Genomic DNA, 14,651 nt, shown 5'->3' on the forward strand with positions numbered 1-14,651 from the left:
TCACCGTGGCACTGTGTCACCGACGGAGGTAACCGTCGAGCCAGCGCTTTCGCCCAGCTTTTTCAGCTGGTCACCATAGTTTCGGCGGGTCCGGGGGTCGAAGATCATGATCGGCGCGCTGATTGCGGTGCTGGCGGCCTGACCGATCGTGTTGGTGGCGCCGATGGTGACGGCACCGAGGGCTTCGCCGACACCCACCTGCGAATCCGTGACGGTCTGTCCGGCAATCAGCCGTCCGCCGATCAGCCGCACCACTTCCGGGCTTTCGGCGAACTTGCCGTGGTTCAGCCTATCGCCAGTTTTCAGCTTGGTCAGGTCGAGAACGGTGATGCCAGCCTTTTCGAGCACGCTTCGATACGGTTCATTGGCCGGATTGATCTGCCCCAACCGGTCGACATTGCCGGAAATACGCCGGGAAATACTCAGCGCCCGGTCATCCTGAGAAACGAACAGGGTGAAATGCGGTGGCTTTGGCCCTAATGCCTGAAACTGCTTGCCGAACACATCGACATCCAGATCCGGAGAGGCAAGAATGACATTGGTAATCTTGGCATTGACGCCGCCATGGCGGATGGCCATTTGCCGCAGCGCTTCGACGGCAAGCCACGACCCCATCGAATGCGCCATGACCGTCACATCCGAAACCTGCGGGTCGCTGGTCATGCGGGTCAGCATCTCTTCCAGGGCATCGCGGGAATAATTGGTGCTTTCCTTGTCGTAATTATAGTCGAAAATACTGGCGCGAGACGGCCAGGTAAACACCATTGGCACCACATCCGTGCCTGAATCGTGAACGATCTGGGCAAAGCGATAGAAGGAATCCTCGTAGGTATTATTGAACCCGTGCACGAATAGCAGCACGCGGTGCTTGCCCTTTGCGTGGGTGTTCAGCCAGGCCCGGCGCTGCGGGTCGGTCTGAATGGGCTGGACGGCAACGGTCGTGAAGTCCTTGCGCGGATCCGGCGGCAGTTTCTTTGGCCATTGAACCTCGCCGATCTTGCGGTTTGCGGCGGGAGGAATCGAAATGGTGACGGCATCGATCAACAGACCCGTTCCGCGCTCGCCGCTGAACAGGATCGATTTATCTTCGGAGGGGGCGCGGGTCGTCGCAGCCAGGAGATTGACCTCGCTGGCATTGGCGGCCTTAACCGCCGCGCCGACCGGCTTCATCACGCCCACCGCCCGCGACGCGCAGCCCACCAACAGTACGCCGAGCATGATAATAGCGAGCGGCCGAGCCGCCGAGCGCATGGAAATAGAGAGGCCACGCCGCCTTGAGCGGCGGGGAAGAGCTGTGATGTTTTGCTTTTCAGGAAGAGATGGGGCGGATAGGTCGGCATGCGGCTTGATCATTGTCGGGTCCGGTCTATATCCGTCCCGGGTCAGCATCATGCAGCCCGGCTCTGGTGTCGAAACCGGTTTATCGTCATTAGACGCTTGACACCAGTCAAATCTTATCGGCGCATGGTTCCTGTCTCACGCATCGATTGATGCCAGGAAAACGCCTCTTCGAGAATGTGAGGCGTATGACCGCCACGCACGAGCGCCCTCTGATAGTAGTCAGCAAGCTGGTCGCGGTAATCAGGATGCACGCAGTTGTCGAGCACCAGCCGCGCCCTTTCGCGCGGTGCCAGGCCCCGCAGATCGGCAAGCCCCTGTTCAGTGATGAGAATATCAACGTCGTGTTCGGTATGATCGACATGGCTAACCATCGGAACGACAGAGGAAATCGCCCCATTCTTGGCAATCGACTTGGTGACGAAAATCGACAGATAGGCATTGCGGGCAAAATCACCGGATCCGCCGATGCCGTTCATCATCTGTGTGCCGCTGACATGGGTGGAATTGACATTGCCATAGAGGTCGAATTCAAGCGCCGTATTGATGCAGATTAGCCCCAGCCGCCGAATGACTTCCGGATGGTTGCTGATTTCCTGCGGGCGTAGCACGAGGTGATGCTTGTATTCAGCCAGTTTTGGCAGGACTTTCTGATACATTTCCGCCGACAATGTAATGGACGACGCAGAGGCGAAACTCATCTTGCCGGCATCGATCAATTCAAAGGTCGAATCCTGCAAAACTTCCGAATACATCTTCAAGTCATGGAACGGTGTATCGATAAAGCCATGCAACACGGCATTGGCAATGGTGCCGATCCCGGCCTGCAACGGTTGGAGATCGTAGCCCATCCGACCTTGGCGCACTTCGTTGAGCAAAAGCTCGATCAGGTGACCGGCAATGGCCTTGGTATCGTCGTCCGGCGGCTGAATGGGGGCCGAGCTGTCATGTTTTTCAGAGACGACAATGGCGACAATTTTTTCCGGAGCTATGGAAATATAGGGCAGCCCGACACGGCTTTCCGGCGTCACAACGGGGATCGGCATGCGGGCCGGGCGCCGCGACGGGATATAGATGTCATGCAGGCCTTCAAGCGTGATCGGCTGCGACAGGTTCAGTTCAATGATCACCTTCTTGGCAAGAATGGCAAAACTGGCAGAATTGCCAACCGATGTGGTCCGCACAATGCCACCATGCTCGGTAATGGCCACCGCCTCAATGATGGCAATATCGACCGGCGCGATCTGACCGGTGCGCAATTGCTCCACCGTTTCCGAAAGATGCTGGTCGATGAACATCACCTCCCCGGCATTGATCGCCTTGCGCAGCGCCGGATCCGCCTGGAATGGCATACGCCGCGACACGACATGGGCCTCGACAAGCGTCTTGTCGAGATCATTGCCCAGCGACGCGCCGGTCATCAGTGTGATCTTCAAAGGATGCTTGCGAGCCCGCTCCGCCAGCGCCATCGGCACCGCCTTGGCTTCACCGGCGCGGGTAAAGCCGCTCATGCCGATGGTCATGCCGTCTTCTATCATGGCGGCGGCCTCGTCGGCCGTGACCAGCTTGTCCATCAGAGGCCTGTAGCGAATACGATCACGCAGCATCGGAAATCCATCTCCTCTATCGTCAGGCCTGTCCGGAAGGGATACTTCGGCCCACGCCAACGCTTTTCGCCCGGTCAGGCTTAATCACGTCAATTGTAACATCTTGTGTTATTTTCATAATTTACCCCCATGGCACCAAACTCGCCGGTGAATACTGGAGTAATGTCGGCGCGATAAAACGCGATTGCCGGGTGGTCGGCATTGACATATCTCAAGTGGGGACATTGCGCGCGGCGCGGGTGCTTGCGCTATCAAACGTAGCCGTCCATGCAAGATGGCGAGCGTCCGGACGGACGACTTAGCGTATAGGTATAAAGACCTGAATACTGTCGTTAGAGCATTTCCAGCAAAAGTGCTTAGCGGTTTTGCGTCCGGAAATGCGTCAAACAAAGGGTCAGAGTATTTATGCGTTTCCAGAAAACACGGAAATGCTCTTAGGGCGCACGTTAACGTAACGGCGTATGGGCCTTAAGACGGGCCTATGGGATCAGGCGGTAATCGACGGTGCCGAGGTCGAGATGGTCGATGATGCAGACGATGTCCCGGCAGCAATGGGCGAGGATATCGCATTGCTTCCACTGGCGGCGAAGCCGCTATCAGGCTGGGCAGGTTTGGCTCCCTGTTGATTTTTCGAGCTGTCGCCGACATCAGGCACCTCAATCTCCGTGGTATCAGCCATGCGATCATACGCATCCTGCGCCTGGGGCAGAGGCACATCCGGGAAGACCCGGCCAGCATCCAGAAGGGCAAACAACACGAGAGCGGGAGGCCGCACGACGTTCAGAATGACCTTATCCAGAACATTGTCACCATTTCGCGCATCAAGCGCCAGATTATAGGTCTCCCGTTCGGCAAGACTTAAGGTCTCCGGCAAAACGGCTCCTTCCTGCAATGGGCTGGCCTGAAAAGGACTGGCCGTATCTTCTTTTGCCGCACCCGCAGAAGGAACCGAGGTGTTAAGTTGAACAATCATACTTGATCCTCACACTCTATCCGGGAGGAATTTATCATGGCCAAGTATGCATTCAGCTAAATCAATGATTCGATTTTTATCAACCGACCTATTTGAAACGGAGAGCCTCTGGATCTTTTTGTTGCCATTTGTCCTTTCAGGAAAACCAGCCTCTCCTTTTCCCTGACAATGGCTCCTCGTCTCAACGGGCTGCCGAGAGCGCCGAGCGACCGGTTTTCTCCAGAGTAATCGCCAGGATCGAGGCCAGCAGGCAGAAAGCTCCGGCGATGAAGAAAGCGGGTAAATAGCTCTGCAACTCCGTGCGCGACAGACCGGCGCCATAGGCCGCAGTCGCAGCGCCGAGTTGGTGACCGGTAAAGACCCAGCCGAAAACGATACCTGCTTTCTCACGACCGAAGCGGTCGGCGGCGATCTTGACGGTTGGAGGCACGGTGGCAATCCAGTCGAGGCCGTAAAAGACAGCAAAGATCGATAGCCCATAAAAGCTGAAATCGCTGAACGGCAGGAAGAGCAATGACAGGCCACGTAGACCGTAATACCAGAAAAGCAGCCAACGATTGTCGAAGCGGTCGGACAGCCAACCGGAGCCGATCGTCCCGAAGAAGTCGAAAATGCCCATCACCGCAAGCACGCTGGCGGCGGCCACCGGCAGAATGCCGAAATCGCCGCAGAGCGTGACGAAATGCGTCTGGATCAGGCCATTGGTGCTCAGCCCGCAGATGAAGAACGTCGCAAACAGAATCCAGAAGGTGGACGTCTTTGACACCTCCCTGAGCACGGAAACGGGTGTTGCCAGCATTGTCAGCAGGCCACCGGCTTGCTGAGGTGGCGGCGTCACCTGTTCCTCCCCGAAAGAGGGAAGGTTGAGATCGGAGGGGCGGTCACGCATAACCGCCAACACGATCAGAGCAGCCAACAGGATCATGCCGCAGACGAAAAACACTGTCATTCGCCAGCCGTAGCTTTCCGTCAATTGCGCCATCAGCGGCAGAAAAACCAATTGGCCGGTAGCCGAGCTTGCCGAGAGCATGCCGACGACGAGGCCGCGATGCCTGGTGAACCAGCGGGCCGAAACGGTAGCCGCGAGCACCATGGCTGTCAGGCCTGTACCGAGGCCGACGACCACGCCCCAAAGCACCAGAAGCTGCCAGATCTTCGTCATGAACAATGACCCAATGAAGCCGCTGGAAATCAGGATCATTGCGAAGACGATGACTTTCCGGACGCCGAAATAATTCATGAACGCCGCCGAGAACGGCCCCATCAGGCCAAACAGCACCAGCCGTACGGCAAGCGCCGAAGAAATCTGCGAGGTTTCCCAGCCAAACTCGTCCTGAAGTGGCTTGATGAGCACGCCAGGCGCGCCCATCGCACCTGCCGTGACCAGCATGGTGAGGAAGGTTGCCGCGACGACGATCCAGCCATAATGGATGTTACGCCGTGCCAGCATGGAGGCAAGTGCATTGGAGATCATGAGACTATTCCAGGGTGACACTGGTTGAGGTGTTATGCGGTAGAAAGAGAATGCTGGAATTCCGCACGCAGGAACGTCGCCAATTGCCTGACCGGCAGGCGCGGTTGTTGGGGCAGAACCATTGCCAGCCGCAGGATCGGCAATTCCGGCAGGCCATCATCAATCCCCAGCTTGCGCCAGTTCGCAGGCACGGCCGTCTCCGGCAGAACCGTCAACAGGTCTCCTGAATGAACCGCCAGCTGAATTCCAGCAATATCCGATGACGAATAGACAATCCGCCAACGGCGATCCGCACGATCAAGCGCTGCCAGAACCTGTGGCCGGGACCGGCAGCCGTCCGGAAAAAGCGCCAGTTGAACGGTACTGCTGTGTTCCGGGTAACGGTTTGGCGCCGCGCACCAAACCTGCCGTTCCAGGCGGATCAACTCCCCCTTAGGCTCTGCCGGACTTTGCGTAATGATGGCAATATCCAGCTCCCGGCTTTCAACCATGCCTTCCAGATGGTGAGAGAAATCATATTGCAGGTCCAGATTGACCTTGGGATGCTGTGGCGCAAAACGCTGCATCAGCGCCGTGCCAAACAACGTCAGGTAGTCATCGGGCATGCCGAGCCGGACGCGGCTTTCATTGCGGCCTTCAAGCAGCGTCGCCAGGGCTTCATCCTCGATTGCCCGTATGCGCCGCGCATAGCCAAGCAATCTTTCCCCGATCGGCGTCAAGGTGACCCGGCGATGCCCGCGATCGAACAACCGCAGATCAAGACGCTCTTCCCATTTGCCGATCGCCATGCTGACCGCGGCCTGCGTGCGTCCCAGCCGTTCTGCCGCCGCCGTGAAACTGCCCGTCTCGGCAACAGCTACAAAGCTTGCCAGTGCGTCGCTATCGAGATTGCGCATTCTGCTCCGCCATTGACCAATCGACCGTCGAAACGCTTCCTATCTCCCAAAGCGCAACCGTTTCAGAAAACGGCTGCTATCAGCGGCGCTTATGCATCAATAATAAAATTGTCATTTTCAGCCGCGCAATGACAATTATTCTCATGCTGCGTCAACACAAGAAGAACGTAAAGGGGAATTCATGTTCACTCTCAACAAAAGCAGCCGGCTGCCGGCCATCATGCTCGGCACCGTACTTGGTCTTTCCAGCCTTTGGTCCAGCACCGCCAATGCTGAAACAACATTGCGGCTGGCGCATGCTTCGGCGCCTGAAAGCCTGATCAACGAAGCAGTTCAAAAATTCGCAACAGAAGTTGGGGAGAACACCAAGGGTTCGGTCAAGGTTCAGATCTTCCCGAATGCCCAACTGGGCGACGAAGGCCCAATCGCCGACGGCGTCGGTGCGGGGTCGATCGATATCGGTCTTGGCGGTGCGGTCGATGCCATCGATCCGCGCCTTAACGTGCTGTCGCTACCGTTCCTGTTCAAGGACGCATCAAACGTTCACGCATTTCTTGATGGCGAACAAGGCCAGAAGATCCAACGCCTCGGCGAGGAGCGCGGCTATGTGATGCTCGGCGTGCTCGACTCCGGCTTTCGCCAGTTTGCGACCAATAAACCTATCGAAAAGCCTGCGGATCTGGCTGGCGTAAAAATTCGCACGCCTCCCAATCCAGTCATTCTCGCCACCATGAAGCAGCTTGGCGCCTTGGCAGAATCCATTCCTTTCGGTCAGGTCTATACAGCGCTGCAATCGCATGTCGTTGCTGCCGTCGAGCCTGAAATGCGCGATTACTGGGACTCCAAATGGTACGAAGTCGCCAAGGACCTGTCGATCTCCAATTATATCTGGACCGCCAACTGGTGGTACATGAACAAGGATAAGCTGGATTCGCTGACGCCTGACGAACAGGCCGCCGTGAAGAAGGCCGCGACAGACACCGTCGTCTGGTATCGTAGCGCGCTGGACAAGGCCTATGCCGACACCCAGAAGAAGCTCGAGGGCAAGGGCGTCAAGGTGACGAAAGTCGACACCGCACCGTTTGCTGCTCTGGTCTCGCCGGTCTACGAGCAGTTCTCGAAAGAATGGGGCAGTGACCTCGTGTCGGCGGTGAAACAAGCCGCCAGCGCGAACTGAGGCGTCACCCATGGATCATTTTTCAGAAAACCCCTCACCCGGCGGGTGGGGGTGGTTGAAGCGCATCTTCGAGTTTGCGGGTGTGCTGGCCTTCATCATCATGTTCGGATCAACCCTGCTTGGCGTGATTGCTCGCTATTTCGGTTTGGGCGGTTTCGAATGGTCTTTCGAAGTCGCGGGGATCGCTTTCATCTGGATCATCTTCATCGGGTTGATCAATGCCGAAGTCCGGGGTGAAAACGTGGCTTTCGAGGCCTTCAAGCACAGTGCTCCACCCCGTCTGCGGGCCGCCTTCGATGCCATCGCCAATCTGGCGCTGCTGACCATGGGACTGGCTTTCGTCATCAGCGGCTGGGCGGTCTGGCAGCGTTCTTGGAAGGTGCCGACATCCGTCTTGCGCATGCCAACAGGCGTGATCACGGCGACCATCCTCATTCTCGGCGTCGCAGCCGTCTGCATTGCGCTCTACCGCCTTTCCCACAGGGTTCATCCCCTGCCCGGAAAGCCACAGGAAGGATCACTGCGATGACCGTTGCCGTCCTTATCCTCAGCTTTTCGTTTCTGCTGCTGATCGGCGTTCCCATTGCATGGTGCATGGGCGTGGCCAGCCTGCTGACAATCTATGTCGGCCATCTCGGCCTGCCATTCGCCTGGTTTGCACAGCAGACGATCCGCGGTGCCGATGCCATTACCCTTGCGGCCATTCCTCTGTTTCTCTTTGCCGGGGAATTGATGAACCGCGGCGGACTGACAGCCCGGATCATGCGGGTCGCGGAACATGTCTTTGGTCGCATTACCGGCGGCCTTGGCCTCGTCAATGTTGCGACGGCCCTGGTCTATGGCGGCATCAGCGGCTCGGCGACCGCCGATACCGGCGCTGTCGGATCGATCATGATCCCCGCCATGGCCGAGCGTGGCTATCCGAAAGCCTTTGCCGCCGCCGTCACGGCAGCCTCGGGAACCCTCGGCATTATTGGTCCGCAGAGCGTCATTCTGATCCTCTACGGCGTGCTGACCAACACCTCCATCGGTGGTCTGCTGGTGGCAGCCCTGCTGCCAGGCCTGTTCATCGCGGTGACATTCATGGTCACATCCTACATCGTCGCTAAACGCCATAATTTTCCGCGCAATGAAACACCGGCGCAATGGGGTGAAATTGGCAGGGATGCGCTTGGTGCCCTCCCTGCCCTGCTGATGCCCGTGCTGGTGCTGGGCTCGATCATCGGCGGTATCGCCACGGCCACAGAGGCCTCGGCGCTCGCCGTTGTCTATTCATTCCTGATCGGAATCTTCGTCTATCGTGAGCTTCCTCTGCGGTCACTCTATTCGGCGGCGTCCGCTGCCGTGGCAACAACAGGTGTGATCATGATGATCATGGCGCTCGCGACACCGTTCGGATGGATTCTGACGGTCGAACAGGTGCCAGCCAATGCCGCCGCCTGGATTACCGGACTGCATACGACGCCGCTCGTCACCATCATCCTCGTGTTGGTGTTGTTGAAAGTCGTCGGTTTCTGGCTCGATCTGGGGCCAGCGCTGATCATCCTGGCGCCGATACTGGTTCCTATCGCCCTGGCAGCGGGCATGACGCCTTATCAGACCGGTATTGTCTTCACCATGACGCTCGGCATCGGCCTGTTTACCCCGCCGATCGGCACAAACATCTTTGTCGTCTGCAATGTCGCGAAAATCGACATGTGGTCGGTCTCGAAGTGGCTGGTTCCCTATTGGATTGCCAGCGTGGTTTGTGTTGCGGCGCTTGTCGCTTTCCCCATCCTGACCGAATGGCTTCCAAGCCTGTTTGGAGTTTAATGATGCAACATCTGGTTTGCGGTATATCCAGCGGCGGACGTGAAGTTCCCGATCTGGACGGGAAGAGGTTTCTCGTCGCCAATGCACAGGGGCCGTATGTCTGGGACGAAGACGGTCGGCGATATGTCGATACGGCCCTTGGTTTTGGCGCGACGTTCCTCGGACATACCGATCCTATCGTCACCGAAGCCATCCGCGAAGCCTTGAGCAAAGGCTCGATGCCCGCCTATGCCCACGCCCTTGAAGAGGAAGCGGCGGCAGCCCTTGCTGCCCATAGCGGGGATCTGACCAAGGTCATCTTTCTCAATTCGGGCAGCGAGGCCGTGCATCTGGCGTGCCGGACGGCACGTGCGCTGACCGGCCGGCAAAAAATCGTCAAGATGGCTGCCGGTTATGACGGCTGGTTTGACGACGTGGCTTTCGGCAATGCTGGCGCACCCGAAGCGAAGATGGCGGCGAATGAGCGGCCATCGAACGGTAATACCTTACTGCTTCGCTTCAACGACCGGCAGGATGTCGAACTGCTGTTTGAAGAATGCGATGATATCGCCGCCATCGTCCTGGAGCCGATGATGGCCAATGCAGGATGTATTCTCGCCGATCCCGGATATCTGCAACACGTCGCCTCGATTGCCCACCAGCATGGTGCGCTGGTGATCATGGACGAAGTGCTGATGGGCTTTCGGCTCTACGGTGGCCTGGCAAGCCATCTGATGGGCATCCGTCCAGATCTTGCCACGGTTGGCAAGGCAATTGGCAACGGCGTTGCCGTTGCAGCTTTGCTGGGTACGCCAGAGGTCATGGCAGCCTTTGAGGACCGCCGCGTCAACCGCGCCGGCACCTATAACGGCAACCCGGTCGCCTGCGCAGCCGTGAAAGCGGCGATGAGCGTTATCGATACCGTCGATTACGGCGCGCTCGAAAAGGTGGGAACCGAGCTTCAGGCGCATGCGATCCATGTCTTCAACAACGCAGGCATCGACATCTGTGCGAGCGGCTATGGCACCGTCTTTACGCTCTGGCGCGGCAAGACGCCGCCCTCGACCTACCAGGAAGCGGCACAGCTGTCCGACAAGGATTTTACCGCCAGACTTCATACAGAACTGCGGCGCAACGGCGTGATGTCGATGTATAGCCAGTTCGGTCGGTATTATCTTTCCGCCCGGCATGAGGAGGAGGCAATTGGTCTCTGGGCCGAGGCTTTTGAAAAAGCCGCCAGATCGGTCGCAGCCTGACGGGCTCTGGTGCAGAGCTCCTTAAATCAGACTCGATTGAGGAGAAAAATTAGGCAACACATATAAATGGTTACAGCGCTGTTCGCTTCATGAAGCGCACGGCGCTGTAACGGTCAATGATGGGCATGCTGCTCATTATGTTTACGGGTTGCTGCGGCCTTCTTTGCGGAGGCAGATCGTTCTTCCCTGCTTCTTGCAGCAGACGCCTTGCCACCCTCGCGCCCACCCTTTTGCGAGGATGCGTGGCTTTCGGGGTGGCCCCGACCAGACCCTGACTTGTTGCCGCCACCGCTTTCTTTGTTCACCGTCGCCCAGGCGCGGCTTTGCGCTTCCTTTTCGGGTACGCCACGATTTTCGTAACTCTCTTCGATATGTTCCGCCTTGCGTTTTTGCTTGTCGGTATATGCGGATTTGTCACCACGGGGCATGAAACATCTCCTTTTGCTGATTTGAAAAAATAACCGCGCTGGAGGTCGTAAAGTTCCGAAATGATGTCGACATGAGCGCAAATGGCCAAAATCCCGTCGGAGCGATTGGAGCGGACTGGTCGCGGACCCAGGCCGGCCGAGTGGCAACAGACGAAGGATGGCTATGTCTTTCAAACACACTGCCGATTTCAAGCACAGGACAAATCCGGCAATGCAAAAGCCATTTGCCTCAATGCGGCGGAGCCTGCTCTCTCAAGAGGGCGCGAACCTTTTCAATATCGCCGGAAAGTGGCCGGTCGTCTGAATAGGGCGGGAGGTGCTCGCGAACCATGCTGTAGAGCACATTCGTTCCAGCTGCTCGCTGCCCCGCAGCTCCGAGGAAATCATGGGCCTGCGCGCCAGCCATCCATTCAATCGCCAGAATATACTCGGCATTGTCGAGGACCGCGAGCAGCTTGTTGGCGGCAGCGGTAGGATGAGCCAGGAAATCCTCCTGCAGGCCGGAGGTCAAACCGCCATCGGTAGAAGCCGGGGCCGCAAGGCGGCGGTTATCGCCAACAAGAGCCGCCGCCGTATATTGAGCGATCATCAGGCCGGAATGGCTTCCGGCATCGGTGGCGAGGAAAGGCGGCAAGCCACTCACCAGCGGATTGACGAGCCGGTCGATCCGGCGCTCACTCATGGCTGCGATCTGCGCAATGGCAATCGCCAGACTATCGGCTGCCTGACCCAGCGCCGGGGCGACAGCATGGGCCTGTGATGAAACGATGGGCTTTTCTGGTGTCCCCAGGATCGCGGGATTATCCGTGGCCGAGGCAAGTTCACGATCGACGATCACCGCGCAAGCATCGAAGACGTCACGTGCGGCACCGTGGGCATGTGGCACGGCCCGCAAGCTTAGGGCATCCTGGGTACGAATGCCGCGCGCGGCGGCAATCAGTCCACTGCCCTGGAGCCTGGCCCGAAGCGCTGCCCCGACAGCCGCGATACCCTTTGAAGGGCGCAGGGCGAGAACGGCTTCATCGAAGGCATCCATCTGGCACCCAGCCGCTTCAAGCGTCAGAGCCGCGATAGCATCCGCCCAATCTTGCAGGCGCGCGGCGCGGGCCAGTGCCACACTCGACAGACCGGTTGCACATGCCGTGCCGTTGACGAGGCTCAGCCCTTCCTTGGCGCCCAGCACCAGCGGTTGAAGACCGATCTGAGCCAAAGCCTCCCACCCGCTGAAAGGACGACCACCGACGCGCGCTTGCCCCTCACCGATCAGCACAAGCCCGGTATGGGCGTTGTGGGTCAGATAACCGGCAGACCCCCGCGATGGCACATCGGGAATGCAATCCCGCTCTAAAAACGTCAACAGATGCGAGACGATATCGCGCCGGACACCGGAATGGCCGTGGGCGAAATTGGCGATCTCCGCCGCCATGATAGCCCGCACCTCACGCGCATCCAGCAACGGACCGATGCCACAGGCATGGCTGAGGATAATCCCGCGTGACAGCCGGCCCTGCGTTGCGCGATCGACAACCGTATCCGAGAGGGCGCCGATGCCAGTCGTGATGCCATAGGCGCGGACACCGCTTTCCACGATACGATCCAGGATCTGGCTTCCCCGATCGATGCGCCGATAGGCCTTGTCTGAGAGAGAAAGTGCCTCACCCTCGCCGACACGCGCAACAGCGCGCCAATCCAGCCCGTCATCAAGAACAACGCTCATGAAATTCTCCTGAAGAGTATGGGCCGTGATGCAACGATAGACAAAGGCGTTTCTCCATTCTTGGAACCAGTCGGTCTTGAAACCAAGGTGCCTTGAAATCGGTCAGAGCGCGGCATTTGGGCAGGGCCTCACGTGCTGCTGTAAAGACGATAGCGGCTGCCGGGATAGAGCAAGCGGACAGAAGAAACGATGCCCTCAACCGACCATGTACGGCGGCGCACAAGCAGACATGGTTCGGACTTCTGGATCGCCAAAAGCTTGCACTCCCAGGCCTGCGCATTGACCGATTCTATATGCTGCTCCGCCTTGACGATTGGCGCGACGTCCGTCAGGTAGCCATTGGGCGTGACGACATTGAAATCCTGATGCAGATAATCAGGCACGCAGCTGGGATTGACGAAGCGATCCTCGATCTGCATCGGAAGTCCATCTTCGGCATGCATGATAATCGAATGCGCCACGGGGTCTGCGGGTGATACGCCCAGAGCTTCGGCAAGTTCCTCGCCACAGGCTTCCATCTGAAGCAGGATTACCCTTGCGCTATGAATGCCACCGTTGCGACGGATCTCATCAGCAATGTTGGGCACGCTCTGAAACTGCGAAGTTCGTTTCCTGGTCGCCACAAAGGAACCTTTGCCGCGCAGGCGCACCACAAGCCCTTCGTCCGCCAGTTCCCGCAGGGCGCGATTGGCCGTCATCCGGCTCACCCCGAGAATGTCGACCAACTCGTTTTCCGAGGGAACGCGCTGGCCGATCTTCCACTCACCGGCTTCGACACGGCTACGAACATAGTCTTTCAATTTGACATAAAGCGGCGTGGCGGAGAGCAACGTGGCAGGAGGTTGGCCCTCCTGCCCGATCGCCGCATCTTTCTGGACCAGAGGCATCACGTTCCCGGAAAAATTCTGTGTCACGATCCATAACCATGAAGTCGCCGATAGGCATACGTATCTGGATATCAGGCGCCCGGTCGCTGGTAGGCCCCGGGCGTTGGCAGGCAAACATCGGATACAGCTCGCCTACCAACCCCACATCAGTTCAGCTTGTGTTGCGCAAGCCAGTCGCCGGCCACCACATCGAAACTGTCATGATTGCCCAGACGACCGTTCATAACAACGAGATCCTTTGTGGTCAGGGCGGCTGATACAGCATCGAGCGTCTTTGTCACGGTCTCACTGACTTTCGCAGTGGCGATCACAGGAACGACATTCTGGGCAGGAAAGAGGTTCTTGACATCTTCCAGCATGACCAGATCGTTCGTCGCGATGGCAGGATCGGTCGAAAACAGGTTTGCGGCCTGTATCTGACCATTGACGAGTGCCGACAACGTCAGCGGGCCACCGACATCAAGCGCCTTCAACGACTTGAACTCCAGCCCATAGACCTCCTTCAGGCCGATAATGCCTTCCTTGCGCGTCTTCCATTCCGGTGGACCGCCAAGCACGAATTCGGAAGCAACCGGGGCGAGATCGGCAATCGTCTTCAGTTTGTATTTCTCGGACGTCGCGCGTGTCACCGCAACGCCGTCCGAATCCTGCGCCGCTGACGGTGTCAGCATCGACACGCCCTTCGGCAGGGCAGCCTTGAGGGCCGCCGCCACATCGTCTGGCGTATGGGCTGTGGCTTTCTTGTCGAGATAGCTCAATGCCGCACCCGCATATTCCGGCAGGAGATCGATTGATCCGTCGAGCAAGGCCGGCATATAGACCTCGCGGCTTCCGATGTTCAATTTTGTCTCAACCTTAATCCCCTTGGCGGCCAGGGCCTTGGCGTAGAGTGTCGCCAGAAGCTGGCTCTCGGGGAAATCGGCAGAACCAACGATAATCGTCTTGGTATCGGTTCTCTCAGTAGGCGGAGCCGCCAGCGGATCGCCTGCAGCAAGCGCTGATGCGGCTGAAAGGGTCATGAGCGCGAAAGCGCTGACGGCGGTGATGATCCTGAATGCCATGCGAGCTTCTCCTGTGTTGCTTATCGAGACATAGGGTGAAAAGTCG

Annotated in this window: 13 protein-coding genes; 4 read left to right on the plus strand and 9 right to left on the minus strand. The window is 58.1% G+C overall.

Translation table 11 applies throughout. From position 1 onward, the window contains the following. The 5 genes from IEI95_RS24090 to IEI95_RS24110 form a co-directional block, all read right to left on the minus strand. Positions 1–1,251: an alpha/beta hydrolase gene (locus tag IEI95_RS24090; protein ID WP_194417359.1), complete on the minus strand. Its 1,251-nt coding sequence runs from the start codon at positions 1,249–1,251 to the stop codon at positions 1–3. Positions 1,252–1,454: 203 nt separating this feature from the next. After that, positions 1,455–2,945 carry a succinyl-CoA:acetate CoA-transferase ScpC gene (gene scpC / locus IEI95_RS24095; RefSeq protein ID WP_194417119.1) on the minus strand — a complete coding sequence of 497 codons (1,491 nt, stop codon included), beginning with the start codon at positions 2,943–2,945 and terminating at the stop codon, positions 1,455–1,457. 487 nt (positions 2,946–3,432) lie between these two features. Then, the gene (locus tag IEI95_RS24100; protein WP_156531362.1) at positions 3,433–3,918 is read right to left on the minus strand and encodes a hypothetical protein; all 486 of its coding nucleotides are present in this window, start codon (positions 3,916–3,918) and stop codon (positions 3,433–3,435) included. A 181-nt stretch (positions 3,919–4,099) separates the two neighbouring features. Continuing rightward, the gene (locus tag IEI95_RS24105; protein ID WP_156531361.1) at positions 4,100–5,392 is read right to left on the minus strand and encodes an MFS transporter; all 1,293 of its coding nucleotides are present in this window, start codon (positions 5,390–5,392) and stop codon (positions 4,100–4,102) included. A gap of 32 nt (positions 5,393–5,424) precedes the next feature. Continuing rightward, positions 5,425–6,288, minus strand: a complete 864-nt coding sequence (locus tag IEI95_RS24110; protein WP_156531360.1) for a LysR family transcriptional regulator — start codon at positions 6,286–6,288, stop codon at positions 5,425–5,427. Positions 6,289–6,469: 181 nt separating this feature from the next. Between IEI95_RS24110 and IEI95_RS24115 the strand changes: the two genes are divergently transcribed. Genes IEI95_RS24115 through IEI95_RS24130 form a run of 4 tightly spaced genes read left to right on the plus strand, consistent with a single transcriptional unit; the run spans position 6,470 to position 10,512 of the window. Further along, entirely contained in the window at positions 6,470–7,465 is a 996-nt protein-coding gene (locus IEI95_RS24115; protein WP_156531359.1) for a TRAP transporter substrate-binding protein, read from the plus strand. 10 nt (positions 7,466–7,475) lie between these two features. Next, positions 7,476–7,994 carry a TRAP transporter small permease gene (locus IEI95_RS24120; RefSeq protein WP_156531358.1) on the plus strand — a complete coding sequence of 173 codons (519 nt, stop codon included), beginning with the start codon at positions 7,476–7,478 and terminating at the stop codon, positions 7,992–7,994. Beyond that, the gene (locus tag IEI95_RS24125) at positions 7,991–9,277 is read left to right on the plus strand and encodes a TRAP transporter large permease (RefSeq protein ID WP_015914786.1); all 1,287 of its coding nucleotides are present in this window, start codon (positions 7,991–7,993) and stop codon (positions 9,275–9,277) included. Before IEI95_RS24120 ends, IEI95_RS24125 begins: the two co-directional genes overlap by 4 nt. A gap of 2 nt (positions 9,278–9,279) precedes the next feature. Then, positions 9,280–10,512 (plus strand): aspartate aminotransferase family protein, encoded by a 1,233-nt coding sequence (locus IEI95_RS24130; RefSeq protein ID WP_156531356.1) that lies wholly within the window; start codon positions 9,280–9,282, stop codon positions 10,510–10,512. 113 nt (positions 10,513–10,625) lie between these two features. Here IEI95_RS24130 and IEI95_RS24135 read toward each other — a convergent pair whose 3' ends face one another. The 4 genes from IEI95_RS24135 to IEI95_RS24150 all read right to left on the minus strand — a co-directional run bounded on the left by IEI95_RS24135 (position 10,626) and on the right by IEI95_RS24150 (position 14,605). Beyond that, complete coding sequence (locus IEI95_RS24135) at positions 10,626–10,940, minus strand: plasmid stabilization protein (RefSeq protein WP_156531355.1); 315 nt, start codon at positions 10,938–10,940, stop codon at positions 10,626–10,628. Between the two features lie 229 nt (positions 10,941–11,169). Then, positions 11,170–12,657, minus strand: a complete 1,488-nt coding sequence (locus tag IEI95_RS24140; protein ID WP_156537825.1) for an HAL/PAL/TAL family ammonia-lyase — start codon at positions 12,655–12,657, stop codon at positions 11,170–11,172. Between the two features lie 128 nt (positions 12,658–12,785). Then, positions 12,786–13,544 carry a histidine utilization transcriptional repressor HutC gene (gene hutC / locus IEI95_RS24145; protein WP_156537826.1) on the minus strand — a complete coding sequence of 253 codons (759 nt, stop codon included), beginning with the start codon at positions 13,542–13,544 and terminating at the stop codon, positions 12,786–12,788. Positions 13,545–13,690: 146 nt separating this feature from the next. Further along, complete coding sequence (locus IEI95_RS24150) at positions 13,691–14,605, minus strand: ABC transporter substrate-binding protein (protein ID WP_156537827.1); 915 nt, start codon at positions 14,603–14,605, stop codon at positions 13,691–13,693. Positions 14,606–14,651 lie beyond the last annotated feature (46 nt).

Source organism: Agrobacterium vitis (assembly GCF_014926405.1).
Classification (GTDB): domain Bacteria; phylum Pseudomonadota; class Alphaproteobacteria; order Rhizobiales; family Rhizobiaceae; genus Allorhizobium; species Allorhizobium vitis_H.

Excerpts from the sequence above, each read along its gene's own strand:
- IEI95_RS24120 (WP_156531358.1), top strand. The coding sequence starts at position 7,476 with ATGGATCATTTTTCAGAAAACCCCTCACCCGGCGGGTGGGGGTGGTTG.
- scpC (WP_194417119.1), bottom strand. The coding sequence starts at position 2,945 with ATGCTGCGTGATCGTATTCGCTACAGGCCTCTGATGGACAAGCTGGTC.
- IEI95_RS24100 (WP_156531362.1), bottom strand. The coding sequence starts at position 3,918 with ATGATTGTTCAACTTAACACCTCGGTTCCTTCTGCGGGTGCGGCAAAA.
- IEI95_RS24090 (WP_194417359.1), bottom strand. The coding sequence starts at position 1,251 with ATGCGCTCGGCGGCTCGGCCGCTCGCTATTATCATGCTCGGCGTACTG.
- IEI95_RS24130 (WP_156531356.1), top strand. The coding sequence starts at position 9,280 with ATGCAACATCTGGTTTGCGGTATATCCAGCGGCGGACGTGAAGTTCCC.
- hutC (WP_156537826.1), bottom strand. The coding sequence starts at position 13,544 with ATGCCTCTGGTCCAGAAAGATGCGGCGATCGGGCAGGAGGGCCAACCT.
- IEI95_RS24115 (WP_156531359.1), top strand. The coding sequence starts at position 6,470 with ATGTTCACTCTCAACAAAAGCAGCCGGCTGCCGGCCATCATGCTCGGC.
- IEI95_RS24105 (WP_156531361.1), bottom strand. The coding sequence starts at position 5,392 with ATGATCTCCAATGCACTTGCCTCCATGCTGGCACGGCGTAACATCCAT.
- IEI95_RS24150 (WP_156537827.1), bottom strand. The coding sequence starts at position 14,605 with ATGGCATTCAGGATCATCACCGCCGTCAGCGCTTTCGCGCTCATGACC.
- IEI95_RS24140 (WP_156537825.1), bottom strand. The coding sequence starts at position 12,657 with ATGAGCGTTGTTCTTGATGACGGGCTGGATTGGCGCGCTGTTGCGCGT.
- IEI95_RS24125 (WP_015914786.1), top strand. The coding sequence starts at position 7,991 with ATGACCGTTGCCGTCCTTATCCTCAGCTTTTCGTTTCTGCTGCTGATC.
- IEI95_RS24110 (WP_156531360.1), bottom strand. The coding sequence starts at position 6,288 with ATGCGCAATCTCGATAGCGACGCACTGGCAAGCTTTGTAGCTGTTGCC.
- IEI95_RS24135 (WP_156531355.1), bottom strand. The coding sequence starts at position 10,940 with ATGCCCCGTGGTGACAAATCCGCATATACCGACAAGCAAAAACGCAAG.